Origin of the sequence: Streptomyces sp. NPDC001339 (assembly GCF_042895955.1) — a bacterium.
Taxonomy (GTDB): domain Bacteria; phylum Actinomycetota; class Actinomycetes; order Streptomycetales; family Streptomycetaceae; genus Streptomyces.
Genome location: NZ_JBIAWT010000004.1, coordinates 170,424 through 193,977 on the forward strand (window position 1 = coordinate 170,424; position 23,554 = coordinate 193,977).

At 68.2% G+C, this 23,554-nt stretch carries 21 protein-coding genes and 1 pseudogene; 12 read left to right on the plus strand and 10 right to left on the minus strand.

Translation table 11 applies throughout. The features are described from left to right. The first annotated feature begins 112 nt into the window (after nt 1-112). The 5 genes from ACFY12_RS12960 (at nt 113) to ACFY12_RS12980 (ending at nt 3,702) form a co-directional block, all read left to right on the plus strand. On the plus strand, nt 113-628 hold the full coding sequence (locus ACFY12_RS12960) for a GNAT family N-acetyltransferase (RefSeq protein ID WP_390715840.1): 516 nt from the start codon (nt 113-115) through the stop codon (nt 626-628). A 490-nt stretch (nt 629-1,118) separates the two neighbouring features. Beyond that, nucleotides 1,119-1,445, plus strand: coding sequence for a PadR family transcriptional regulator (locus tag ACFY12_RS12965; protein ID WP_390715841.1), 327 nt, complete (start codon nt 1,119-1,121; stop codon nt 1,443-1,445). Then, a complete protein-coding gene (locus ACFY12_RS12970; protein ID WP_390715842.1) occupies nt 1,442-1,798 on the plus strand; it encodes a DUF1048 domain-containing protein in 357 nt (118 codons plus the stop codon). The genes ACFY12_RS12965 and ACFY12_RS12970 overlap by 4 nt, the downstream gene beginning before the upstream one ends. Before the next feature lies 1 nt (nt 1,799). Continuing rightward, nucleotides 1,800-2,126, plus strand: a complete 327-nt coding sequence (locus ACFY12_RS12975) for a DUF1048 domain-containing protein (protein WP_390715843.1) — start codon at nt 1,800-1,802, stop codon at nt 2,124-2,126. A 337-nt stretch (nt 2,127-2,463) separates the two neighbouring features. After that, the gene (locus tag ACFY12_RS12980; RefSeq protein ID WP_390716263.1) at nt 2,464-3,702 is read left to right on the plus strand and encodes a serine hydrolase domain-containing protein; all 1,239 of its coding nucleotides are present in this window, start codon (nt 2,464-2,466) and stop codon (nt 3,700-3,702) included. A 205-nt stretch (nt 3,703-3,907) separates the two neighbouring features. Here ACFY12_RS12980 and ACFY12_RS12985 read toward each other — a convergent pair whose 3' ends face one another. Together ACFY12_RS12985 and ACFY12_RS12990 are read right to left on the minus strand one after the other, a co-directional pair. After that, the gene (locus ACFY12_RS12985; protein WP_390715844.1) at nt 3,908-4,798 is read right to left on the minus strand and encodes a LysR family transcriptional regulator; all 891 of its coding nucleotides are present in this window, start codon (nt 4,796-4,798) and stop codon (nt 3,908-3,910) included. Between the two features lie 317 nt (nt 4,799-5,115). Then, a complete protein-coding gene (locus ACFY12_RS12990; protein ID WP_390715845.1) occupies nt 5,116-5,724 on the minus strand; it encodes a TetR/AcrR family transcriptional regulator in 609 nt (202 codons plus the stop codon). Between the two features lie 176 nt (nt 5,725-5,900). On the opposite strand from ACFY12_RS12990, the gene ACFY12_RS12995 reads away from it, so the two are divergent. From ACFY12_RS12995 to ACFY12_RS13015, 5 genes are all read left to right on the plus strand, one after another. Next, on the plus strand, nt 5,901-7,427 hold the full coding sequence (locus ACFY12_RS12995) for an FAD-dependent monooxygenase (protein WP_390715846.1): 1,527 nt from the start codon (nt 5,901-5,903) through the stop codon (nt 7,425-7,427). Between the two features lie 218 nt (nt 7,428-7,645). Continuing rightward, nucleotides 7,646-8,038, plus strand: coding sequence for a VOC family protein (locus tag ACFY12_RS13000; RefSeq protein WP_390715847.1), 393 nt, complete (start codon nt 7,646-7,648; stop codon nt 8,036-8,038). A 160-nt stretch (nt 8,039-8,198) separates the two neighbouring features. Then, nucleotides 8,199-9,107 (plus strand): virginiamycin B lyase, encoded by a 909-nt coding sequence (locus tag ACFY12_RS13005; protein WP_390715848.1) that lies wholly within the window; start codon nt 8,199-8,201, stop codon nt 9,105-9,107. Nucleotides 9,108-9,176: 69 nt separating this feature from the next. Beyond that, nucleotides 9,177-10,475, plus strand: coding sequence for an erythromycin esterase family protein (locus ACFY12_RS13010; RefSeq protein WP_390715849.1), 1,299 nt, complete (start codon nt 9,177-9,179; stop codon nt 10,473-10,475). A gap of 5 nt (nt 10,476-10,480) precedes the next feature. Next, a complete protein-coding gene (locus ACFY12_RS13015) occupies nt 10,481-12,010 on the plus strand; it encodes a carboxylesterase/lipase family protein (protein WP_390715850.1) in 1,530 nt (509 codons plus the stop codon). A 95-nt stretch (nt 12,011-12,105) separates the two neighbouring features. Here the strand turns inward: ACFY12_RS13015 and ACFY12_RS13020 are convergent, their stop codons facing one another. From ACFY12_RS13020 to ACFY12_RS13030, 3 genes and pseudogenes are all read right to left on the minus strand, one after another. Then, on the minus strand, nt 12,106-14,007 hold the full coding sequence (locus tag ACFY12_RS13020; protein ID WP_390715851.1) for an NACHT domain-containing protein: 1,902 nt from the start codon (nt 14,005-14,007) through the stop codon (nt 12,106-12,108). Between the two features lie 466 nt (nt 14,008-14,473). Continuing rightward, nucleotides 14,474-14,674, minus strand: a pseudogene (locus tag ACFY12_RS13025) (hypothetical protein); the annotation flags it as partial. Between the two features lie 74 nt (nt 14,675-14,748). Beyond that, on the minus strand, nt 14,749-15,558 hold the full coding sequence (locus ACFY12_RS13030) for a VOC family protein (protein ID WP_390715852.1): 810 nt from the start codon (nt 15,556-15,558) through the stop codon (nt 14,749-14,751). A 247-nt stretch (nt 15,559-15,805) separates the two neighbouring features. Between ACFY12_RS13030 and ACFY12_RS13035 the strand changes: the two genes are divergently transcribed. Further along, a complete protein-coding gene (locus tag ACFY12_RS13035) occupies nt 15,806-16,822 on the plus strand; it encodes a helix-turn-helix transcriptional regulator (RefSeq protein WP_390715853.1) in 1,017 nt (338 codons plus the stop codon). A 93-nt stretch (nt 16,823-16,915) separates the two neighbouring features. Here ACFY12_RS13035 and ACFY12_RS13040 read toward each other — a convergent pair whose 3' ends face one another. The 3 genes from ACFY12_RS13040 to ACFY12_RS13050 all read right to left on the minus strand — a co-directional run bounded on the left by ACFY12_RS13040 (nt 16,916) and on the right by ACFY12_RS13050 (nt 20,331). Next, nucleotides 16,916-17,239, minus strand: a complete 324-nt coding sequence (locus tag ACFY12_RS13040; RefSeq protein WP_390715854.1) for a TfoX/Sxy family protein — start codon at nt 17,237-17,239, stop codon at nt 16,916-16,918. Between the two features lie 91 nt (nt 17,240-17,330). Next, nucleotides 17,331-18,560: a M6 family metalloprotease domain-containing protein gene (locus ACFY12_RS13045; protein WP_390715855.1), complete on the minus strand. Its 1,230-nt coding sequence runs from the start codon at nt 18,558-18,560 to the stop codon at nt 17,331-17,333. Between the two features lie 469 nt (nt 18,561-19,029). Further along, nucleotides 19,030-20,331, minus strand: coding sequence for a serine hydrolase domain-containing protein (locus tag ACFY12_RS13050; RefSeq protein ID WP_390715856.1), 1,302 nt, complete (start codon nt 20,329-20,331; stop codon nt 19,030-19,032). Nucleotides 20,332-20,633: 302 nt separating this feature from the next. Here ACFY12_RS13050 and ACFY12_RS13055 point away from each other — a divergent pair, with 302 nt between their 5' ends. Continuing rightward, nucleotides 20,634-21,365: a MarR family transcriptional regulator gene (locus tag ACFY12_RS13055; protein ID WP_390715857.1), complete on the plus strand. Its 732-nt coding sequence runs from the start codon at nt 20,634-20,636 to the stop codon at nt 21,363-21,365. A 167-nt stretch (nt 21,366-21,532) separates the two neighbouring features. On the opposite strand, the gene ACFY12_RS13060 is transcribed toward ACFY12_RS13055, so the two are convergent. Together ACFY12_RS13060 and ACFY12_RS13065 are read right to left on the minus strand one after the other, a co-directional pair. Further along, entirely contained in the window at nt 21,533-22,513 is a 981-nt protein-coding gene (locus ACFY12_RS13060) for a hypothetical protein (protein ID WP_390715858.1), read from the minus strand. A gap of 13 nt (nt 22,514-22,526) precedes the next feature. Next, a complete protein-coding gene (locus ACFY12_RS13065) occupies nt 22,527-23,378 on the minus strand; it encodes a papain-like cysteine protease family protein (protein WP_390715859.1) in 852 nt (283 codons plus the stop codon). Nucleotides 23,379-23,554: the final 176 nt, after the last annotated feature.

Consider the following 23,554-nt stretch of genomic DNA (forward strand, 5'->3'; position numbering starts at 1 on the left):
GGCAAGGGAGGTTGATGAATATGGCTGCCGTCGGCCGTCTTCAGCATGCCCTTGTCCGGTCCGCGCACTGTTAGAGCGTGGTCCGGGTCGTACCAACGACCAGGAGTGTCACGTGTCTTCTTTCCTCGCACCGACCGACGCAGATCTGTTCACCGACCGCCTCATCCTGCGGTCGTGGTCCACCACTGAGGCCGATGCCGTACTGCACGGGACCCGGCTCGCCCACTGGGCCGAAGACTTCCCCGCGGAAGGCGACCAGTTCGTCGTCGGCCTCTTCGCCGAGCACGCCGGTTGGCTCGGCGAGTACGGTCACCGTCTGATCATCGAGCGCGACAGCGGCCTGGTGGTCGGCTCTATCGGTCTGTTCTGGCCGCCTGCCGGCGGCGAACTCGAAATCGGCTATGGAATCGTGGCCACCCGTCGCGGACGCGGTTACGCCCCCGAGGCCACCCGGGCTCTGACGGAATTCGCGCTCACCGCGCCAGGCGTTCACACGGTGTACGCCAACGTGGAACTGTCCAACCCGCCGTCGGTCCGAGTGCTGGAGAAGGCCGGCTTCCAGCGGGTTGCCTCCGAGGACGACCTGGCCCGGTTCCGAGCCACGAAGACGGATCTGGTCCGGCAGTAATCCCTGAGGGCGCGGGAGTGGGAAGGCGCGGGAGTGGGAAGCGGTTCGCCGCCCACTCCCGCGTCTCCGGGCACGGCCGCGAAAGCCGAGCTTGCGCAGCACGCCAAGGAGCAGCGGTGGGCTGTGGACGCACCGCACCTCGTCGCCCTGGGCCGGCCTTCTCGTCGACACCTGAGGCTCGACGCACCTCAGGGCTCCGCTCCCCCCTGACTCCCTTGCCCGCCAGGGTGATTGGCGCTCCCCGAGGTCCGTAGCGATCTTGTAGTTGAGCGGCCGGTAACCAGCGAGCCATCGCGGCCGGGCCGCACATGGGGTGCCCATCGGAGATGCCGCCGATGGGCACCTCGTGGTGCGCGGAAGTCTTCCTTCGCTTCGTGGATCGCACAGTCCGGTCCGTGGTCGCCGCTCGCTGGCACCCTCCACTACTCGGTGATACTTTGTAGCAGTACTCGGTAGCACGCAGTACCGAGAGGACTGAGGTGGGCTGGCAATGGACGACCTGACGGAGATGCTGAAGGGCACGCTCGAAGGATGCGTGCTCGAAATCATCAGCAGCGAGGAAACCTACGGGTACGCCATCACCCGTCAACTGAACGAACTCGGCTTCGCCGACGTCGTCGAGGGGACGGTGTACACCATCTTGCTGCGGCTGGAGAGGAACAAACTCGTCCAGGTGACGAAACGACCATCCGGGGTCGGTCCGCCCCGCAAGTTCTACGCGCTCAACGACGCCGGCCGCGAGGAACTCGCGAAGTTCTGGGCGAAATGGCAGTACGTCTCATCACGCATCAACAGGCTCAAGGAGGGCGGGAGATGAACTTCTGGCAGACCATCACAGGCAGCGATCTCACCAGGGAATGGAAGGCTTTCGAAGCCCGGGCCGAGGCCCTGCCCGGCGACTACCGGGCGGCGTGGGAACAGATCAAGGGCCACCTCCTTCCTCATGGAGACTTCACCGGCCGCAACCTGATGCCGATCTTCGACGCCGCTCTGGCGCTGCTCGAAGAAACCGCGGCGGACGGGCAGAGCGTCCGCGAGGTGCTCGGCGACGACATCCGAGGCTTTTGTGCGGCGCTGGCAGGTGGAGACGCGGCTCCCACCTATCGCGACCGGTGGCGCGAGCAGTTGAACAGGAACGTCGCAAGGAAACTGAGCCGGCTGGAGGGCTGACGTGAGCATCCGAGACATCATCGAGGGCAAGAAGCAGTGGCGGGCGCACATGGCTCGAGTCAAGGCGCTCCCGCCGGACTACCAGATCGTCTACAAGGAGATGCAGAGGTACCTGTTCAAGGTCGGACCGATCGACTTGTCCGACGGGCCTTTGCTCCCCGGGATCGTCGACTTCTTCGAGGAGGGTGTCGCCGCGGGCAAGGGGGTCTTGGGGCTCATCGGCGAAGACATCGCTGCGTTCTGCGACGACCTGATCAAGGACTCGCGCACCTATGCGGACGTCTATCAGGAGTCCATCAGCGGGAAACCCGGCACGGCCGAGAAGTAACACCCATCGACCTCGACGACCCCAGCTCCAAGATGCGGGTCTACTACAGCTCCCGGATGCGGGTCCACTGCGCGTGATGCCACCGCGCACCAGGGCCTGCTGACCCACTGGGGCCGGCTCCGACTTCCTCCATCACCTCAGCCTTCAAAGGGAAGACCCTCATGGGCTCATCTGTCATGCCCACATCCAGCATGAGGGGGCGGTCACACGCGACCCGAAGTAGCCGGCGCCCGCCCCTCGTTCCATGCCGTCGTCCGGCCCGCGAGCGCCGGGACGGGTCTCACAAGATCGAAAACCGTGTGTATCGAACACAACACTTTATGCAGGGGGATTCATGATGGGAACAGGCAACAGCGGCTTCTCCGAAGCAGGGTTGCGCAGGATGCGCCAGGTGCTGGCACGGCATGTCGGGTCCGGGAAGATTCCCGGACTCGTCGCCCTGGTCAGCCGGGGCGGCCAGACGCACGTCGAAGCGATCGGGACGATGCGCCATGACGGTGGCGCGCCGATGCGCCGGGACACCATCTTCCGGATGGCCTCGACGACCAAGCCGGTCGCGGTGGCGGCGGCGATGGTCCTGCTGGATGAGTGCCGACTGCGGCTGGACGACCCAGTGGATCAGTGGCTGCCCGAACTCGCCGACCGGCGGGTGCTGAAGCGGCCCGACGGCCCGCTGGACGACACCGTGCCGGCGCGGCGGCCGATCACCGTACGGGACCTGCTCACCTCCACCTTTGGGCTCGGCATCGATATGACGGCGAAGAGATATCCGATCCTGACCGCGCTCTTCGAGCAGGGGGTTTACGGCCAGGAGGACGGATGGCTGTTGCCGGGACTGGAGCCGGATGAGTGGATGCGCCGCCTTGGCACGCTTCCGCTGATGTACCAGCCCGGAGAGCGGTGGCAGTACAACATCAGCAACGACGTGCTCGGCGTGCTCGTCGCCAGGGTCAGCGGCCAGCCGTTCGAGACGTTCCTGCGCGAGCGCATCTTCGATCCGCTGGGCATGAAGGACACCGGTTTCCATGTGCCCGCCGACAAGATCGACCGGCTGCCGCCCCTGTACGCCCCCGACCCGCAGACCGGGGAGTTCATCGTGGAGGACGAGGCCGAAGGGGGACACCACAGTCGTCCTCCGGCGTTCCCGTCGGGCGGCGGCGGGCTCGACTCCACCGTCGACGACTACCACGCCTACTTCCGGATGCTGCTCAACGGCGGGATGCACGGCACTCAACGGATCCTGTCCCGGCCCTCCGTTGAGCTGATGACCACCAACCGCCTCACGCCCGAGCAGCTCGCCGCCCGAGAGGCCCAGGCCCGCAACGCCGTCCATTTGGCATACGGCCTGAGCCAGCAAGGCGGCTGGGGCTTCGGGATGACTGTGCGCACCTACCGCGGCGACTTCGCACCCGTCGGCCAGTTCGGCTGGGACGGCGGATCCGGCACCACCACTTATGCCGACCCGGAACACCAGCTCGTCGGCATCCTGCTCACCCAGACCGGGACGTCCACTCCGGATTCAGCGCGGGCCATCCACGACTTCTGGACCACGCTCTACCAGGCAATGGACGACTGACCTGGCTTGCTTGCCTGGCTTGCTTGCCTGCCTGGCTGGCTGGCTGGCTGCCTGGCTTGCTTGCCTGGTCGAGGTCGGTCCGGCAGAAGACCTCGACCAGGCTCGCGCCGGCCTCTGACGCCTCCGATGCCTCCGATGCCTCGGGCGTTCGCAGCGACGTCGGCATCTGCTCCGTGGGCGCGTCGTTGATTCCGCCGCGGAGCGTCTATGCCTCGGTACTCCGGTGCGACGTGATGGTCGCGTGGCGGAGGGCGCTGATGAGCGGGCTCTCGTAGGCGGTCCGCCATACGAGAGCCCAACGTACGGGTGGCATGTCCCGGACGGGGATGAAGGTGAGGTCAGGCCAGGGGTAGAAGAGCGCGGCATCCTCTGCCACGCCCACAACGCCTTGTCCGGCGGCGACGAGACCGAGGATCTCGTGCCAGGTGGAGGGCAGCGGGCCGCGGGGGATCGGGCGGCCGGAGGGAGTATGGAACGGTTGGAAGGCGGCTTGCATGGAAGCGGGGAGCCGTCCGGGCAGGAACGCGCAGTGGTCGCCGAGGTCCTCCATGCATAGGGACTCGCGTTGGGCATACGGATGACCGGTTGACACCATCAGGAGGACGTCGGAGACGTGCACGACGGGGCCGACGGTCAGATCCGGCTCGTTGACGGGAAGCCACAACAGCGCCACGTCGACATCGCCCGAGCGCAACAGGTCCAGCGGTGCGGATGGTTGGACTTCCCGGTGCCGTAGCTTCACGTACGGGTGAGTGGACGCGAAGAGGTCGAGGACGGGCTTGATGGTGTGTGCCATCGGACCCATGGTTCCCAGCGTCAGCGTCCCCGACACGGCGCCCGCAGCGGCGCGCGCCTTCGCGATGCCCTCTGCGATCTGCCGATAGCCGGCTGACAGGTCCTGCTGGAGCTGCTCGCCCAGCACCGTGAGCCGTACGGTGCGGCTGTTGCGCTCGAACAGCCGCCCGCCGACGCGGCGCTCGGCCTTGCGGATCGACTGGCTGACCCGGGCAGTGGTGATGTGCAGCCGCTCGGCCGTCCGGCCGAAGTGCAGTTCCTTGGCGAGTGCCAAGAAGATCTCGATGTCCCTGAGCTCCATCAGCCCTCCCCTCACCCCTCCCTCGAACATAAACCTATCGCTTAACGCTGCGTTGCCGGACTCCTCGTTGCCGCCTCCGACTTCCGACCAGCAAGATGGTCCCTACTCCCTGATCAGGGGGCGAAGGGGGATTTCGTGAAGGGGGATTTCGTGAGGGACGTGATCGTGATCGGTGGTGGACCGGCCGGATTCCGCGTTCACCGGTCAAGTCGTTCAGCGGCAATGGTGGTGTCTCGTTTAGCGGCAATGGTGGTGTCTCGTTTAGCGGCAATGGTGGCGTCGCGCTGACCCGACAGCGAGGCAGGGCGGCGTGACCTCTATCGCCTTTGTGACCTGGGGCTCCTGGGGCTCCTGGGGCTCATCCCGGCGAAGACCGCTCGTAGGACGGAGTCGATGTAGTCGTCCGTGATCGGCTGCTGCGTGATCAGGAGTCGGTAGTACAGAGGGCCGGACAGGATGTCGAAGGCCAGGTCGAGGTCGAAGTCGGGCGCGATTTCCCCCTGCTCCTTGGCCGCCTTGAGGCGTGCCAGGGTGTCGGCGGTCTGCGGCTCGATGAAACGCCGGTTGAGCGCGGCGGCGACCTCGGGATCGTGCTGCGCTTCGCCGATGAGGGCCTGATACAGCGGACCCCAAGGGGGTTGGGCCAGCAGGTTGACGGCCTTGGTCATCGTCTCGCGCAGGTCGGCCACGACGTCGCCGGTGTGGGGGTGGCTCAGGCCTTCGGTGTTCAGGCTGAGGACCGCGTCGAGGAAGAGCAGGCCACGGGAGGACCAGCGGCGGTAGACCGTGTGCTTGCCGACGCCGGCCCTGGTCGCGACCGCCTCGATGCTGAGCCTGGCATAGCCGACTTCCAGGGCCACGTCGAGTGCGGCCTTCATGATCGCTTCGGTTCGGCTGTCGTGACGACTGGCGCGGCTATCAGTCATGACACCACCCTATCGGCACGGCACGTGCCGTATTGACAGAAGGCTGTTTGTTGATCACACTTCCGACTGCGGCACGGACCGTGCCGTGCCGTTTCCGTTCTGTGCCGTGCCGATCAGCCTGCCGAGTCAGCCATCGAAAGACTGCGACGAAAGACTGCGAGAGAAGTGGCCCAGTGATGGACGCCGATGTGATCGTTGTGGGTGCCGGCCCGACCGGCCTGATGTTGGCCGCTGAACTGCGTTTGGCCGGTGTGCGACCGCTGGTGCTGGAGCGACAGCCGCAGCGCCGGAACACCCCCAAGGCCGGTGGCCTCGGCGGGCAGATCCTTCAACTGCTGCGATACCGAGGCTTGTTGGATCGCTTCGCGGCGGCCTGCACCGACCCCGTCCCGGCTCCCCGGTTCCCGTTCGGCGGTGTGCATCTGGACCTCACCCAGCTGACGGATCCGCCGATGCACGCCCTGCCGCTGCCGCAGCCTCGGCTTGAGCGACTGCTCGAGGACCGCACCGGCGAACTCGGTGTCGACGTCCGCCGTGGACACGAGGTGGCCGGGGTCAGCCAGGACGACGCCGCAGTGATCGTGGACGTCCGTGGCCCGGACGGGCCATACCGGGTGACCGGCCGCTACCTGGTGGCGTGCGACGGTGCACGCAGCCGGGTCCGCGACCGGGCCGGCATACCGTTCCCCGGCACCACCTACCCGGAAGTCAACCGACTGGCCCAGATCGCCTTGCCCGACACGGTGACCGTGCTCGGTAACAGCGATCTCGACGTTCCCGGTTTCGGTACGATCCGCGCCGGTTTCACTCGGACCGACCAGGGGCTGTTCGGACTCGGTGCGTCGCCGGACTCCAAGGTCGTCTCCCTCTACACCATCGAAGACGAGAGCACCGAATACGACGACGACATCCCCATGACCGTGGCCGAACTCCAGGGCAGCGTCCGCCGCGTGCTCGGCGCGGACCTGCCCTTGGGGGAACCGCTTCGGCTGTCGCGGTTCACCTTCAAGGCGCAGCAGGCCGAGCGCTACCGGGACGGGCGGATCCTGCTGGCCGGCGATGCGGCGCATCTGTTCCCCGCCACCGGCGTCGCACTCAACGCCGGCATGCTCGACGCGGTCAACCTGGCCTGGAAGCTGGCCGCCGACGTCCACGGCTGGGCACCGGCCGGTCTGCTGGACACCTACCACGACGAACGCCATCTCGCCGGGGCCCGCACCATGCTGCACACCCAAGCCCAGGTGGCGCTGCGGCGCGGGCACGATCCGGCCGCCGAAGCGCTTCGCGAGGTCTTCCAGGAACTGCTCGTGGACGAGCAGCCGTTGCGCCGCATGGGAGCTCTTGTCGCCGGATCCGACCTCCGCTACCCGATGCCTGGCGCCAACCAGCACACGCTGGCGGGCGCCTTCGCAGCCGACCTCACGCTGCACACCGACCAGGGCACCACCAGCGTGGCCGAACTCATGCACACTGCCCGACCCCTCTTCCTGGACCTCGCCGACCGCCCGGAGCTCCGAGGGACCGCCCAGGACTGGCAACAGCGCGTCGAGGTCCACACCGCCAGAACCGGCGATCGGCCGGCCGACGCCCTGCTGATCCGTCCGGACGCCCACATCGCCTGGGCGGCGACCATCGACGAACCAGCCGACAGCGCCGTACCCGCGCTGCGAGAAGCGCTCAGCGGTTGGTTCGGCACTCCCTGAGTTCAGCACTTACTGAGGACGAAAGCCGATCACCGATGGCTGACGTTTCCTGCGCGGATGCCGCCTGTTCCTGTTCCCGACGATCCGACCGCCACGCGCAGCCTGCCGCGAAACGCGGCGGCCACTGACCCGCCCCACCGACGATCACGCCCGACCGCCTCGCCCACCAGCGGCGACAGGCCCCGCGAAGATTCGAAGAATCCATGAGGAGAACCGCCTTGCAGATCACCGCATCCACCGTCTCGCTCACCGTCGACGACGTCGCCGCGTCCCAGCGGTTCTTCACCAGCCACCTCGGCTATGTCGAGCAGGCCGCCGCCGAGGGGTTCGCCTCCCTGACCCGCGACGACGCCGCGGTGGACATCGTCCTGCTCGCACGTGGCACCGAAGTGCTGCCGGCCGACCAGCGTGACCAGCACGCCGCCGGTCTGATTCTCGCCTTCACCGGAACCGGTATCGAGGGCGAGGAGAAGCGGCTGCGCGCCGAGGGTGTCGACATCACCATGCCGATGCGTGAAGAGCCTTGGGGCGAGCGACTGTTCCAGATCACGGACCCGAACGGAGTGGTCATCCAGTTCGTGGAGTGGGTCACCCCTTCCGAACCTGCCTGACCACTCCGCGCCGACCATTCCGCGCCGACCACTCCGCGCGAAGCCGCGGGCGCCCTCATCCCGAAGGCGCCCGCACCCTCATGTCCGGAACCCCGGACGACATCGCCCGCATCACCCGCATCGCCCGCATCACCACCGAGCACGGTTTGAGGAAGCCCCTGTGACCAAGGTATCCATCGAAGAGCACACGGTGGCCGACAGCGCGGCCGGCCCCTACGCCCTCACTACGGGACCGGACGGTGCGCTGTGGTTCACCCTCGTCCACAGTGGCCGGATCGGCAGGCTCGTCCCCGGCGAGGAGCCGACGAGCCACCGGCTCGACCCCACCTGCGGGCCGACCGTCATCACACCCGGCCCCGACGGCGCGCTGTGGTTCACCGAGTACCGGGCGGACCGGATCGGACGGATCACCACCGACGGCGTCATCGACGAATTCGGCGTGCCCACCCCCGGCTGCGGGCCGTTCGGCATCGCGGCGGGACCCGACGGTGCGCTGTGGTTCACCGAGACCGCCGCCGACCGTATCGGCCGCATCACCGTCGACGGCCGCGTCACCGAGTTCCCGCTCCCCCTCACAGGCGCGTTCCCCTCAGCGATCACCGCCGGCGGCGATGACGGGATGTGGTTCACCCTCAACCAGGCAAACGCCCTCGGCCGGATCGGCATGGACGGCGCGGTCACCATCCATCCCCTGCCGACGGAGGCGGCCGCGCCGGTGGGGATCGCCGCAGGCCGCGACGGCGCGCTGTGGTTCGTCGAGATCGCCGCCGGTCAGATCGGACGGATCACTCCCGACGGACAGATCACCGAGTTCCCGCTGCCCGACCGCACCGCCCGGCCGCACGCCGTCACCGTCGACGGCGACGGCACCGCATGGTTCACCGAATGGGGAGGCAACCGCGTCGGCACGATCACCCCCGATGGCTCCCTCACCGTCCACGATCTGCCCACCCCCCACTCCGAACCGCACGGCATCGCCCCCGGTCCCGACGGCGCCGTGTGGACAGCGTTGGAGATCGGCGCACTCGCCCGCATCGCCCGCATCGCCCCGACGGACAACACCACCTGACCATGCGCATGAATGCCGCGTCCCGCGTCTTTCACCAGGTCTCCAGCACTCCGGAATCGAGCTGACAGCATGCCTGCCTCGCCGCCCCACCACACGTTCGCCGACTGGCTACGCACCCACGCCGTCCCCCTCACCCACCTCGACCCCGAGGCGCCGCTCGATGACCTGGAGCCGCTGCGCGCCATCGTCGGCGACGCCCGCGTCGTCGCGGTCGGTGAAAGTTCCCATTTCATCGACGAGTTCGCCCTCATGCGCGAGCGCATCCTGCGGTTCCTCGTCGAACGCTGCGGCTTCACCGCCCTGGCCTTCGAATACGGCTTCAGCGAAGGCATCCCGCTCGACGCCTGGGCGCAAGGGGACGGAACGGACGACGACCTGGTGGCCCACCTCGCCACCGCGATCCCCGTGGGAGTCGACGAACCGCTGCGCCGGCTCCGTCGGCACAACCGCACCGCCTCACCGCCAGTGCGCTTCGCCGGTATCGACATCCCCGCGGCCGGCGGATCCCTGCTTCCCGCCCTGGCCCCGGTCGCCGACTACCTGCGCCAAGTCGACCCCGAAACCCTGCCCGCGCTCCAGACCGCGACGCGGATCGCCGAATCGTTCGCCCGCGGCTCGGCTGCCGATGCCGCGCCCGCGTGGGCGCGCCTGTCCACCACCGAACAGGACACCCTCACCGCGACCCTGACGCGCCTGCTCATCCGGTTCCGCTCCATCGAACCGCTGTATGTCTCCCGCAGCGACCAGCACGGCTACGACATCGCCCTGCGCCGCCTCGAAGGCGCCTGCCACGCCGACTACACCTTCCGCGCCATGGCCGATCTCTTCGTCGGCAAAGGGCTGACCGCCGACACCTCGGCCCGGGATGTCTACATGGCAGAGTCGGTCCTGTGGCACCTTGAGCGCTTCGAACCGGGGGCCCGCGTCGTACTGGTGGCGCACAACGCCCACATCCAGAAAACGCCGGTCTCCTTCAACGGCCACCTCACCGGGCTCCCCATGGGACAGCACCTGCACCGCGCACTCGGGGACGACTACGTCGCCCTCGGCCTGACGAGTACCACCGGTCACACCGCGGACATGCCGCGTGACGAGAACGCGCGCTTCGGTTTCACCATCGAGGCCACGGCGCTGGAGCCGCCCGAGCCGGGCAGCATCGAAGCCGCCTTCGCCGATGCCGGACTCCGGCTCAGCATCGCGGACCTTCAGCAGGCACGCCGGGAGACCGGTGGGAGCGCCGGCCTTGCTCCGGGCCCCGACCGCATCCGGATACAGAGCGCCTACCTGCACACCCCTGTCCTGGAGGCGTTCGACGCCATCCTCCACACCCCGACCTCCACCGTGTCCGCCCACCTCGGAAACGTGTGAAGCTCGTGGAGATCCGCACAACGAAGAACGGTCCGGTCCGGGGTTGTCGGCCGACCCCCGATGTCGTGGCGTTCCTCGGAATTCCCTATGCCGCCACGCCCTTTGGGGTCAACCGCTTCAGAGAGCCGCGCCCGGTTCAAGCATGGAAGGGCGTCCGTGAGTGCCAGGACTTCGGGCCGATAGCCCCGCAATCGGCGCGGCTTCCAGGGGCACCGCACTGGTCACCCGGCGACGAGGACATCCTCACGCTCAACGTCTGGGCTCCGGCTTCCGCCGACGGCCTGCCGGTTCTGGTCTGGATCCACGGTGGTGCCTACACCTTCGGCTCTTCCGCGCAGCCCGACTACGACGGCACCGCCCTGGCGGATGCCGGGCTCGTGGTGGTGACCTTCAACTACCGGCTGGGTTTTGAGGGGTTCGGTCACATCCCGCCCGGTGCCGAGCCGCCGTACCCGGAGAACCGGGGCTTGCTCGACCAGATCGCCGCATTGCGGTGGGTGCGCGAGAACATCGCCGCCTTCGGTGGCGACCCGGCCAACGTCACGATAGCCGGGCAGTCTTCCGGGGCGGCCTCGGCTGCCTGCCTGATGAGGATGGACCAGGCACGCGGGCTGTTCCGTCGCGTCATCGCCCACAGCGTCGTCGGCCCCTGCTATTCCAGGGAACTCGCAGCTGAGACCACCCGGAGGGTTGCTTCGGCGGCCGGCATCCCCGCCACCTCCACGCACCTGAGGTCCGCTCCCCCGCACGCACTGGTCGCGGCCTCCGATCGCGTCGTCGACAGCTACCGGCAGGATCCGGGTTCCGGACCCCGCCACTACAACCCTGTGATCTACGGCCCGGTCGTCGACGGAGACGTCCTGCCCAGCGATCCCCTGTCCGCGACGGCAGCGGACGCTTCGGCGACGGACGCTTCGGTGACGGACGCCTCGGCGGCGGTGGATCTTCTGGTGTGCCACACCACTCAGGAGTACTGGCTGATGGACGCCGTCGGCAGCACTCCGAAGGTCACCACGGACGAGCAACTTGCCGGCTTCGCAAAGGCCTTCCACCTCCCCGACAACCTGGTGCCGGGATACCGGAAGCTGATGCCCCATGCCCCTGTTCCCGACATCTACCTTGCGATCCTCGGCGACCTGCTGTTCAGCGAGCACACCCGCCGGCTGGCAGAGCGGCACGCTCAGGCCGGTGGCCGAGCGTTCACCTCCTGCTTCGCCCGCCACCGCACGAGCCCCCAGGGCGTGGTACGCGCCTGGCACTGCTCGGACATCCCCTTCGCCTTCGGCAACCTGACCCTCAAAAGCGTCGAGTTCCTCATCGGAGGTCCACCCAGTACCGCCGACCATGAACTGTCCCGGCGCATGAGGGAAGCGTGGGTCGGCTTCGCCACCACGGGTGACCCTGGCTGGTCCCCCCTCAACGGCCCAGCACCGACCCACCATGTCTGGGACACCGCGGACAGCCCAGCCGGGGCGCCGAACTCCGCCGCCCGCGCCCCGTGGCGCCAGGTGGGATTCTCGCCCCTTCGGCCTTGAAGCAATCGGCCTTGAACCAACGCCCGGATCCGCAGGCCCCTATGAATCAGGCCCCTATGAACAAGGCGAGCCGGGGCCTCCGGCGGACGGGCCCGTCACTCCGGTGAGGGCCGCGGCGTCCGGACGGCGAGGTGGTACTGCAGCCGGGCGTGCCGGAACTGGTAGAGGGCACCGACCTGGCGGAGGATGCCGAGGCGGTGGGCGTCGGCCAGGAACGGCTGGAGCCGCCACGGCAGTGTTCCCCGCAGGGCGAGCAGGGACCGGGCAGCGGTGTACTGCGGCCAGGAGTGCGCCATGAGGGCGAGCATGAAGCCACAGACGGCGATCAGGGGCAGCTCCAGCCGCGACGACGAAATCGGTTCCAGGGCCGTCTTCGCGGGACTTGCTGTGATGGTCTTGTCCACGATTTCGAGCGTGAAGTCCGAGAGCGCCATGAGGAGTCCGGCTACCGCGCCGTGAACGAGCGCGACCACCTTGTCGCTGCGCAGGGAGACCTCGACCGTGGTGAGGTCGTGGACAGTCGCTGTGCTCCGCACCCATTGCAGTACGGCGGGTACCGCGCCGGCCAGGGCCCCCATGGTGGGACCGTACGTCCAGGCGGTCGCCGTCCCGGACCAGTCTCTCGTACTGGCGAGCACGTAGATGTTCAAGCCTGCCGTGGCCAGAGCGGCCATGCCGAAGAGGGTGGCCCCGGCCCGGGGCAGTCGCTGGCGCCAGTGCCGCACGGTGAGGTTCCCGCGGCTCGGCATGCACGGTGGCACGGGCAGCCCCGCGCTCTGCATGACGACCAGGAACATGAAGACGACCGTGGTCGCGTACACGAAGAGACGCGCAAGGCCATGGGCGCTCGGGCTCACCTTCACCGCGCCCACCGTCACGGCGAGCACGGCGAAGGCCAGACCGCCGGTGACTGCCGTGACCGCGACCCTGCCGACCGGACCGGGGGACGGCCGCGAGCGGCGGCCGGCCAGCGACGCGCCGACGCACTGCATGACGAACATGGCTGCGGCGTTCAGGCCGGCGACCGCCACCCCATCGGTGAACGTCCATTCCGGATCACCCACCATCAGCCGCTGCACCGCGTCGACCAGCAGGCACAGCACCACGACCCCCAGGCTCCACACCACACCCCGGTGCCACGAACGGCCCCGGAACGGCATCCACGGGAACAACTGCCACCAGGCCAGGTCGTACGTACCACGGTTGTGCAGCCCGGACGCGAGGTGAATGAGATAACGATGCGCCCTGCCCGGGTCCCAGTGCCGCCGGCCCATGGGGTCACGCTGGTGGGCCCGCGCGTACAGAGTCGGGACGAGGGCATCCAGCAGGTGGTGTTCGACCATCGCCGGGGTCGTGAAGCGTTCACGGTCGGCCAGTTCACCCGGGTCACCGGCCGCGTCGGCGTACACGGTCCGAGCGAGGGCGACCACCAGCGGGTTGGTCAGCGCCCGGGCGGCCGGCCCGTTCGGGTACCGGTCCACGTGCTCGGCCAGCACGTCCCACGACCGCTGACGTGCTCCCGGTGGTGCGGCAAGGCGCAGGACGGCGATGGCTTCTCGGGCGCGGAGGGGGGACGGTTCGACGACCGCGGCGCCGGCCAGAACACCGCACGAGGCCACGGCGGCGGCATAGGCGCCGGTACGGCAGGTCACCACGAGCGGAGCATGAGCGTCGAGGGCGCTGCCGAGGGCGGTCAGCACCGAACCGACAGCGGGCGCGGGCAGTTCGTCGAGCCCATCGAGGACAGGAAGGACCCGGTGCGCGCCGACCAGGTCCTCGATCGCGCTTGCCCCGTAGGTCTGGGTATCGGCCAGGGCTGGGTAGTCGGAGACGATGCGGCGCACCAGCCACTGCTGCACGCTCTCGCGCGAGGGGTCGAAGGAGGCGAGAGGACACAGGACGGGGACCGGCTCACCGGCGCGCCGATCGCGCAGCAGCGCGAGGGTGAGCAGGACAGCGAACGTGGTCTTGCCCGACCCCGCAGGGCCCAGCACCACCAGGCGCCTCCGAGGAAGACCGCGAAAAGCGGCGGCGAGCTCCTGCGGAGCGTCGGCACAGCATGACACCGGACCGCCGATGAGCCGCCGATGATCGGACATCCCCACGCGTGGGCATTCGGCCCAGGCCACGGGCAGCGGCGCAGGGTCGAACAACTGCCGGAGCACAGCTTCTTCCTCCCACTGCCGCCGCACGAGCCGCGCCAGGGCCTCTGCTGCTTCGTCAAGCTGCCCCGTGCTCGAACAGCTCCTCCCCGGCCTCGTGCGCCCGGCCCACACCGCCAGCACGCCGAAGAGACCCAGGACCGTCGCCAGGACAGAGCTGAGCGTCTCCGCCTGATCGCGCCCACGCTGCATCCACGCCAGCAGCAGCCCCCCGGCCGTCACCGCGCAGACCGCCCAGGTAGCACCCCATCGCGACCGCACCCCGCTCCCCCATCCCGCCACGCCTTGCCGCCGCCCACGTTCAACGAGCGCATGCCGTACCGGTCACAGCCCGTGACAGTTCCCGGAGGAAAGCCCGCGCAGCCGTGATCCCCGAAGCCCTACGCCTGAGGGGCGCCCTCTCCGAGGACTGCCCGGCGCGGACCCTCGTGTCCTTGAGCGTGGCGCCGGACCGGGCGGACAGGCTGTGGCCGGTGCGGCGGAGGTCTTGGAAGCGGAAGCTCAACTCCGGCGGCTGTCCACACCCTGGGGACGCCCTGGGGACGCCCTGGGGACACCGCCACCCCGGATGCGTGCTCAGCCCTGCGAGGGGAGGGAGAAAATCAGAAAACGGATGCCGCGGGGATCCTTGAGCCGGGCGAAGGTCAGGCCGTAGGTGGTGGTTTCGGGTCCGGACTCGACGCTCGCGCCGAGCTCGGTGGCCTTGGTGACGGCGGCGGGCACGTCCGGGGCGACGAACTGCGGGATGGCGTAGTCCTTGACGCTCGTGCCGTCCTTGTCCGTGCCGGTGTCGGCCAGGCCGCCGCTGCCCCGCTCATCGCCGGGGGTGACGGCGGCGAAGTACGTCCTGCTGGTGACACCCGTGTCGTGAACGTAGTTCCAGCCGAACGCGTCCGCGTAGAAGCGCTTGCTCGCCTCCAGGTCGCCGGTACCGATCTCGAACCAGCCCAGGGTGCCGGGCAGCGGGACACCGGCGCCCTGCAGCCCGCCTTCGACTCCGGTGGGGGCCTGCTCGGGGGCCTGCCAGACAGCGAAGAGGGTGCCGCGCGGGTCCTTCAGCCGGGCGACGACCCCGCCGTCGGCAGCCGGGCCAGGCGGAACGACGACCGTCGCGCCCAGGTCCTTGAGCCGGGCCACATCAGCGGCCACGTCGGCAGAGCGGACGGACAGGACGGCCGTCTCCTCCGCACCGACGCCGGGCGCCCAGATACCGCCCATCGGCATCGCCGCGCCCTGGGCGGTGACCAGGGTGTACGAACGGTCCTCGGCCGCGGGGACGGTCTGGAAGCTCCAGCCGAACAGCGAGCCGTAGAAGTCCTTGACGCTCTCGAGGTCGGCGGTGTCGATCTCGAACCAGACGACACTGCCGGAGTCCATGAGGCCCATGACGTTTTCCTTTCAGGAGAGTGGAGGGAGGCAGAGGGCAGGGGCAGGGATCCGCGGGGCGGGCTTGCCCCCTGCGACGCGCGTCTGCCAGTCCGGCGCCGGGGCGCCAGGCGGTCCATGACCGCTTATGACATCGACCGTAGGACCCCTTTAGGACACCTCACGTCACCATCGCCTGGCAGTCTGGAAGACATGACCGAGGACACGCCATGACGTCCACGGCGTCCACGACGTCCCAGGACACACCATGAGCCAGGACCTGCCCGCCCGGATGCTGCGCCTGCTCTCCCTGCTCCAGACCCGCCGCACCTGGTCCGGCGCCGAACTCGCCGACCGCCTCGGCGTGACCCTGCGCACCATCCGCCGCGACATCGACCGGTTGCGTGAGCTGGGCTACCCCGTCGAGGGCACCACCGGCCAGGCAGGCGGCTACCGCCTGGCCGCCGGTGCCGAGCTGCCGCCCCTCCTCCTGGACGATGAGGAGGCCGTCGCCATCGCCGTCGCCCTGCGCACCGCGGCCGCCGGTGTCGCGGGGATCGAGGAGACCGCCGTACGCGCCCTGGCCAAGCTGGAGCAGGTTCTGCCCGCGCGCCTGCGCCACCAGGTCGCCACCGTTCAGGCCGCCACCGCCCCGCTGCCCGTGCCCTGGGCCGGCGGGCCCGAGACCGACCCCTCCACCCTCGTCATCCTGGCCGCCGCCTGCCGCGACCACGAGATCGTCACCTTCACCTACACCACCAGCAGCGGCACCACCGGTCCGCGCCGCGCCGAACCGCACGCCCTGGTCGCCGCCGACCCCGTCTGGTACCTCGTCGCCTACGACACCGAGCACGACGAATGGCGCCTGTTCCGCGTCGACCGCCTCACCGGCCCCACCCCCACCGGCCGCCGCGTCACCCCCCGCGAGCTGCCCGCCCCGGACGCCGCCGCCTACGTCGCAGCCCGCCTGGCCACCGCCCCCGGCCGCTACACCTTCCACGCCACCGCCTTGGCCGACGCCGCAACCGTCCGCGCTCGCACCTACTCCCTCCCCGGCCGTGTACAGCCCCTCGACGACCACACCAGCACCCTCGACCTCGCCGCCGACAACCCCCACCGCATCGCCGAGCAACTCCTGGCCGTCGACCTCGGCCCCACCCACACCATCCACGGCACCCCCGGCCTCGCCCCCTACCTGGAGCAGCTCGGACGGCGCTTGCTGCGCGCCGCCCATGCCCTCACCACCCAGGACGAGACCGACAAGAACGGCGCCTGGGACCAGTGAGCACCGACCACTGATCACTGATCACTGATCACCGAGCACTGGTCCCCGGCGCCGCAGTCGGTCGGGGCGCACCGGACCACCGGGCAGACCAGGTCACTTGGGCGGAAGCTCCGTGGTGACCTCCATGGCCCACTTCAGCCAGTCGTCCAGGACGTCGTCGTCGAGGGTCTCCTCGGCAAGGACCACCCAGCCCTTTTGCTCCTTGCCGCGGAACACCAGCTGCTTCGTGCCGGGGCGGGCCAGGGCCTCGTCCATCCCGTCGGGCCCGATGCGCACCATCAGGCCCTCCTCGTACAGATTGGCCAGCGCATTGCCCTGGAGCAGGAAGGTGATCCCGCCGAACATCTTCTTCGCGGTCACCCCCTCGGGCTCCAGCCGCTCCTTGATCCGCTCAGCCAGCACCTCGTCGTAAGCCATAGCCCCACGCTAACCACGCCCACCGACACCCGCGCGCCGAGAGCATCCGCAACTGCCGCGCCTCCGCCGCGCCGACGGGTTCACTGTGCGGTCACCACTTGTAGGTCCACACCGTGTCGTGGTCCGAGTCGGAGCTGTCCACGTGGATCCGGATGCGGGCGTTGTCGTCCTGAAACGTCTGGCCCGGCTGCCAGGTCTGCATGTCCAGCGCAGCGCAGTTCCCGGTGGGAGCGGCGGCCTTGGGGTTGCTCACCACGCGGACCGGTCCGCTACCGCTTTCGACCGAGGTGTCGACCTTGTAGATCAGCACCCCGGTGGCGCAGGCGTCGGAGTCGTTGTCGGCGGCCTTGCGGGACTCGGCGACGTAGGCCGTGGTGTTGCTGGTCTTGACCACGGCCAGTTTGTAGCCGTCGCCTCCATGCTCCACCCCGTTCAGGGTCGTGGAGTACGTGTCGTTCGCGGACAGGCAGGAGACCTGGCTGTCGTTGATCCAGCCGAACTTCCACGCGTGCCAGCCGAGGAACTGCGGGGCATGGCCGCTCACTTTGCCCATGACGTCCCAGCCGCCGACGTACTGGTGCTGTTCGCCGTTGAACGCGTAGAGGTCGGGCAGGCCGAAGGTGTGGGCGGTCTCGTGGTCGGCGACCTTGTAGCCCCAGTGCCACATGTCCTGTCCGAAGGTCACCGCCCACTTGATCGTCACCCAGGCGTCGGTCGCCTTGTTCCAGACCTGGGTCGGGTTGGAGGGATTCTGGACCCAGGTGGGGGTGTGAGTGATGGCGGCCGCGGTGCTGGTCGGCACAATGTAGAACGTGTCGTAATCGGCGAGGTTGACGCCTGCGTTGGCGGCTCCGGCGAGCGCGTCCTTCACATACACCCGGTGCGTGTCCCAGGAGAAGCCGCGCTCCCAGTGGTATTCGGTGGAATTCTTCGGCATACGCACCCAATTGCCGTACGGGGCCTTCATATCCAGCGAGACCCTGCCGTTGGACGCCTTCTGCATCCAGCCGTCAGCGCCGGATATTTGGTCGTAGTAGCGGTCGAGCGGCTTGGTGGTCCCGACGGCGTCGGGGAAGTCCACATAGATGACGCCCACGCGCTTGGTGCCCTCCGGTTTCTGGAACCGGTTGTAGTCGGTGTTCTGGCCTTCATCGGTGTATCCGGACGTCCCCTGGAGCGCACATGCCGAGGTGCTGTCGTTGGACCCATGGGCGCGACTGGCGGGGACAATGGCCAGGGCGAGCAAGGCGAGCAAGGCGGCGGACAGGACGAGTACGGGCACCGCGACGCGCGGGCGCCGCAATGCGTGCGAGGATCTCATGGTGTTGCCTCCGTGGGGGGGAGAGAAGCATTCCTCCGTGGGGAGAGGTGTGCCTCCGTGAGGGGAGAGCCCGCAGTGAGTGATGCGGGCATGGCAATCTGTTGCCTGCCAGGGAATTACGTGGGGACCGTCGTGGGGACAGAATGCGGGTGCGGCGGCGACGCCGAAAGCTACCGGATTCCCATAACAGCGCGCTATGGGCAAAATTGTGCCGCCCCGATTACAAGTGGTAATCAGGGATCCGGATGTGAAACCCACGGCCTGAGCGTCACCGAGAAGGCCAGGCTCAGGGCGGGGATTCGATTCCTCTCACCCGCTCACGAGTTGAGGCCCAGGTCAACGACCTGGGCCTTGTTCACTGTTCACTGTTCACTGTTCATCACGAGGGTGGCGCCCCGTGCGGGGAGGGGGGCGCGGCGGGCAGGGCCGCGTCGCGCCTGAGGGACGGGCGCGCCGGTACGTCCGTAGTTCAGTGGGTGGCGGCGGATGGCGAAGCCGATTTCGGTGCCGGGGAACCGGCTGGGCAGAACTCCGCCCGGTACACATTCCACAGCGCGTCGAGCGGCTCGTTCCAGTCACCGTTCATGTTGCTCACCATCATGTGCTTGCCGTCGCGGGTGCCCATCGCCCAGGTGTACCCGCCGCTGATGGCGCCGCCGATGCCCCAGACCTTCCGGCCGCACGGCAGCTCGTGCGAGAAGACACCGAGGCCGTACCTGGCTTTGAACTTCGGGATCCAGCCCGACCCCTTGGTCGAGACGGTGGTGAACATCTCCCGCTGCTGGGCGGGCTTGAGCAGCCGGCCGTTCAGCAGCGCACCGACGAACCGGTGGAGGTCGCCGGCCGTGGAGACCACACCGCCCGCCGCCCAGGCATAGGACGTGTTCTGTTCGGTCACGTCGTAGACCTTGGCATGGGGGGCGGTCTCGAACAGCGTCGAGTAGTGCCGTGGGTGTGGTCCGCGGATCGCGGTGTCCTCGCCGGGGAGGTACGTCCCCTTCAGCCCTAGCGGGACGACGATCCGCCGTCTGATCTCGTCGGTGAGCGGATGTCCGGTCACCTTCTCGGCGATCATCCCGGCGAGAAAGTAGCCGGTATTGGAATACCTGAACCCCTTGCCCGGCGCGAAGTACGGGGGATTGGATATGCCGACCTTCACCAGATCCTCGGGCCGGAACGTGTCGAAGCGGTGTTTGAGGAACGCCTCGCCCTTGAACAGGGGGAACAGCTTCTCGTCGTTACCGTAGTTGAACAGGCCGCTGGTGTGGTTGAGCAACTGCCTGATGGTGATCTTGCGGCCGTCGTTGCCGTGGCCCCTGACCAGACCGGGCAGCCACTTGTCCACGGTGTCGTCGAGGCTCAGTTTGTGTTCGCCCGCGAGCTGCAGCACCACCGTGGAGGTGAACGCCTTGGCGGCGCTGCCGATGCGGAAGCGCTCCTGCGGCTGCCGCTTACGGCCGGTCTTGATGTCGGCCACACCTGCCGAACCGAACCATGCGTCACGACCGTTGCGCACCTCGGCGATCATGCCGGGAACACCGCCCTTGGCCACGGCCTGATCGAGGGCGTGCTGGACCCTGGCATGGCCCGGGTGGGCCGTCAGTGAGACGTTCGAGGCCATTGGCTTGACGTCATGGGAAGCCGGCGCGCCACTGGCCTCGGCGCACCCCATAAGCGCGATCGCCGGGACGAGCAGGCCGATGCCTGCTCGCGTCGCATGTGCCCGTAACAGCCGGGGCGTACTCGCCGGGACGGGGAGGGACTTGGTCATTTCGACTCCTTCTGGACGAGGGGGATCGGCGTCAGCAGCGATCGCCCCGTCCACGCTCGCCGTTCACTTAGGAGTGAAAGCTAAGTTGCATTCAGGATTTAGTCAATCGACTACCCGCACAATTCCCGTTCGATGTAGATATGTACCGCGTCATTTGCAATGACATTGGCGATAAACGCAATTACGGCTCTCCTTGATTTTGCAATGAGATGTAGATGAATGCACACTGGCGCCCCGGGCGGATCCGTATCGGACGGACGCGAACGGCGATCAGCGGGAGACGAGAGATGCCAGGAAGCAGGATGACCCTGCAGGACCGCCAGCAGATCGCTGCGGGACTGTCCAAGGGCCTCAACTACACCGAGATCGCCGGGCAATTGGCACGACCGGTGTCCACCATCAGCCGGGAGGTGGCCCGTAACGGCGGGCGCGACGCCTACCAGGCCGACCAAGCGCACCAGGAAGCCCAAGGGCGAGCGCGCCGGCGCAAGCGGGCCGCCCAGGTTCCGCCTCAGGCTCCGACGCCACCGGCCGACACCGTCGCACACGGTCGTGACCCCCGAGCAGTGCAGGCATTCGAGGAGCGGTTCGCCGCGCTGATGGCAAGGACAGGGCTCCCGCGGATGACGGCCAGGATTCTCGCCTGCCTCTACACCAGCGACACCGGCAGCCTTACTGCCGCCGACCTGGTCCAGCGTCTTCAGGTCAGCCCGGCATCGGTCTCCAACGCCGTCGGCGACCTGGAAGAGCAGGGACTTATCCGGCGAGAACGCGATCCCCGGCGACGGCGCGAGCACTATGTCATCGACGGTGACGTCTGGTACCGGGCATGGCTGACCAGCGCCCGCGCGAATGCCGCCCTGGCCGATACCGTCCGCCAGGGCGCCGCGACGCTCGGAGCCGCCACCCCTGCCGGCGCCCGCCTGCAGCACATGGGCCAGTTCCTGGAGCACGTCAGCCGCGCCCTGGTACAGGCCGCCGAAGAGTGGCGGCAGACCTCCTTGACGACACCGTGCACGCCCCTCGACGGCTAGGGCTAGGGCCTTCTTTAGAGCCTTCTTTCTTTCGGCAGGTCTGCCTGTATGGCGGTGCCATGCGCCGCGTCATACGTCATACGCCATACGTCATACGCCAAGCACCATGCCCCGCCGTCGTGCAGACGGCGGGGCATGGACAGACGCTCAACTTGTCTGCGGGTGCGTCAACTGACCTGGGAGTGCGACCGCTTGCGGCGGGCACGGACCCCGTACGCACCGCCCGCGAGGACGAGCGCGAGCCCTGCCGAACCACCGAGCAGCATCGGCACGGAGGGCGAGGTGCCCTGCGCCGTGGTGTTCTGCGCCAGGGTGTTGTGTGCCGGGGTGTTCTGTGCCGGTGGAGCGGCGGGTCCGTAGGCGCCGGCCAGGCCCTTGCGGTCGTACGTCGAGCCCGGCAGCTTGTCGGCGTAGCGGCCGTGAACGAGGTGCTGGTACGCGGCGAGCGACATCGTCTGCTTACCGCCGAGGCCGGAGACCGCTTCCTTGTTGAGGGGCTGGACCGTGCCGTTCTTGAGCTGGTACCAGGCGTGGATCTGCGGCTCGCTGAACACTGTCGAATCCGATGTGGCCCGCTTGGCGAAACCGATGTCGGTGGTGCCGTCCCGGACTCCGGCCAGATGCCACTTCTGCCCCTCGGAGGCGGACGTCTTCCCACCCGCGGAGGCGGAGGTTTCCCCACCACCGGGGGCGGGCGTCCGGCCCGCCAGCAGGGCCGTGGCACTTTGACCGTTCGCGCCCGCGACCTCGGAGGCCAGATACGACAGCCGTACCGCGCCGTCCGGGGCGGGCTTCGCCTTTCCGGAGATGAACTCGGGGGTGACCTCGTACAGCGCGACCGGGTCCTTCAGGCTGAAGTCCTGCGCGTTTTCGCCTGATCCGGCGTCCATGGGAGCTGCGTCCTGCTGGCCGCCGTCCGCTCCTGACTTGCCTGCGGAATCGGTGGCGTTGAGGAAGCGGTTGATGGTGTCATGGACCTGTGCTGACCGCAGCACCTGGCGTGCGCCTTGGTAGTCCGGTACGCCCGCCGGGCCGTCGGCGGCCTGCGCCTGGGCGCAGAGGAACACTGACGCGCAGAGCGTCGTACCGAGGGTGATTCCCGCGAGACGAGCGGCACCCCGCCTTATGGAATTCTTGTTGCTGTGCATTGCGCTGCCCGCCCTATTTGTGAATGCCGATACGGGAATGGGTCCACCGGAACGACGAGTTGTTGACGTACTCGTCGTAGTTCCACCAGGTGTAGGTCTGGGTGGACGGCCAGGGGTCACCCACCGCGACGGTGTGTGACGAGGGGTCGTACCCGTAGATGACGTTCATATGGCCGCCGCCGGAGTTCCATCCGATGCGTGTGGCGAAGGGGCGGCCGCCGCTGATCTCGTTGCCCGTCTCCGAGAAGGACGCGTTGCGGGACAGACCGTTTCCGGTGTTGGAGAGGCCCATACCGGCCCAGGCGTTGGCCATGTCGTCGAGCGTGGCGGGCTGGTTCTGGCAGCTGAGGGAGCTGTTCTTGGCGGCGAGCCGGCAGAAGTCGTCCTGGCTGTACTGGTTGTATCCCCAGAATTTGGCGATGGTCAGGCCAGAGGCATCCCAACACCATTGGTCCTGGACCTGCTTCTGCATGGAGATGTTGAGACTGACTCGTCCGGAGGCGGCGGACGAGTCAGAGCATTCCGGCAGCCGATCGGTGTTCTCTTTGATGAACGCGTTGGCTATGTAGAAGTGTCCCGAATCGGACCATATCCAGCGGGAGTCGTTTTCGACGTTGTCACCCTGCACCCGGCAGGTCATGGAGACCGTGCCGCCGATGCTCCCTTTGCTCACGATGTGGGCGGAAAGGTTGGGCGCCTTGCGCTCATTGATGGAGCGGTAGTTGCCCTTGCCGGCGGTGATGGTTCCGGTGGTGGAGCCTGCCTGGGCGAAGTTTCCGGCGCTGAGGAGGAGTCCGGTGCCGAGCGCGGCTGCCGCAGCTGCCGCCAGGGCCCTCCTTCGCGTGAAGAATCGACGTGCGTGCATATCTGAGCTCTTTCGCGTGGGGGATTCCCAAGGCACGCCACAGACGCAGTCGCAGTCGCAATCGCACTCACCTGTAATGCGATACGGACCGGGTAAGCGGAGTGTGTGCCCCGAGCCAGGGAATTCGTACAACACTTGAAGCCGCCAAAGCAACGCCCGTTCCCCAACTGCCTTGG

Bases quoted from the DNA above. Each gene is read 5' to 3' on its own strand.
- ACFY12_RS13010 (WP_390715849.1), top strand. From the start codon at position 9,177: ATGCCTGCCTCGCCGCCCCACCACACGTTCGCCGACTGGCTACGCACC.
- ACFY12_RS12990 (WP_390715845.1), bottom strand. From the start codon at position 5,724: ATGACTGATAGCCGCGCCAGTCGTCACGACAGCCGAACCGAAGCGATC.
- ACFY12_RS13055 (WP_390715857.1), top strand. From the start codon at position 20,634: ATGACCCTGCAGGACCGCCAGCAGATCGCTGCGGGACTGTCCAAGGGC.
- ACFY12_RS13040 (WP_390715854.1), bottom strand. From the start codon at position 17,239: ATGGCTTACGACGAGGTGCTGGCTGAGCGGATCAAGGAGCGGCTGGAG.
- ACFY12_RS12965 (WP_390715841.1), top strand. From the start codon at position 1,119: ATGGACGACCTGACGGAGATGCTGAAGGGCACGCTCGAAGGATGCGTG.
- ACFY12_RS12995 (WP_390715846.1), top strand. From the start codon at position 5,901: ATGGACGCCGATGTGATCGTTGTGGGTGCCGGCCCGACCGGCCTGATG.
- ACFY12_RS13050 (WP_390715856.1), bottom strand. From the start codon at position 20,331: ATGACCAAGTCCCTCCCCGTCCCGGCGAGTACGCCCCGGCTGTTACGG.
- ACFY12_RS12985 (WP_390715844.1), bottom strand. From the start codon at position 4,798: ATGGAGCTCAGGGACATCGAGATCTTCTTGGCACTCGCCAAGGAACTG.
- ACFY12_RS13065 (WP_390715859.1), bottom strand. From the start codon at position 23,378: ATGCACGCACGTCGATTCTTCACGCGAAGGAGGGCCCTGGCGGCAGCT.
- ACFY12_RS12980 (WP_390716263.1), top strand. From the start codon at position 2,464: ATGGGAACAGGCAACAGCGGCTTCTCCGAAGCAGGGTTGCGCAGGATG.
- ACFY12_RS12970 (WP_390715842.1), top strand. From the start codon at position 1,442: ATGAACTTCTGGCAGACCATCACAGGCAGCGATCTCACCAGGGAATGG.
- ACFY12_RS13060 (WP_390715858.1), bottom strand. From the start codon at position 22,513: ATGCACAGCAACAAGAATTCCATAAGGCGGGGTGCCGCTCGTCTCGCG.
- ACFY12_RS13045 (WP_390715855.1), bottom strand. From the start codon at position 18,560: ATGAGATCCTCGCACGCATTGCGGCGCCCGCGCGTCGCGGTGCCCGTA.
- ACFY12_RS13030 (WP_390715852.1), bottom strand. From the start codon at position 15,558: ATGGGCCTCATGGACTCCGGCAGTGTCGTCTGGTTCGAGATCGACACC.
- ACFY12_RS13035 (WP_390715853.1), top strand. From the start codon at position 15,806: ATGAGCCAGGACCTGCCCGCCCGGATGCTGCGCCTGCTCTCCCTGCTC.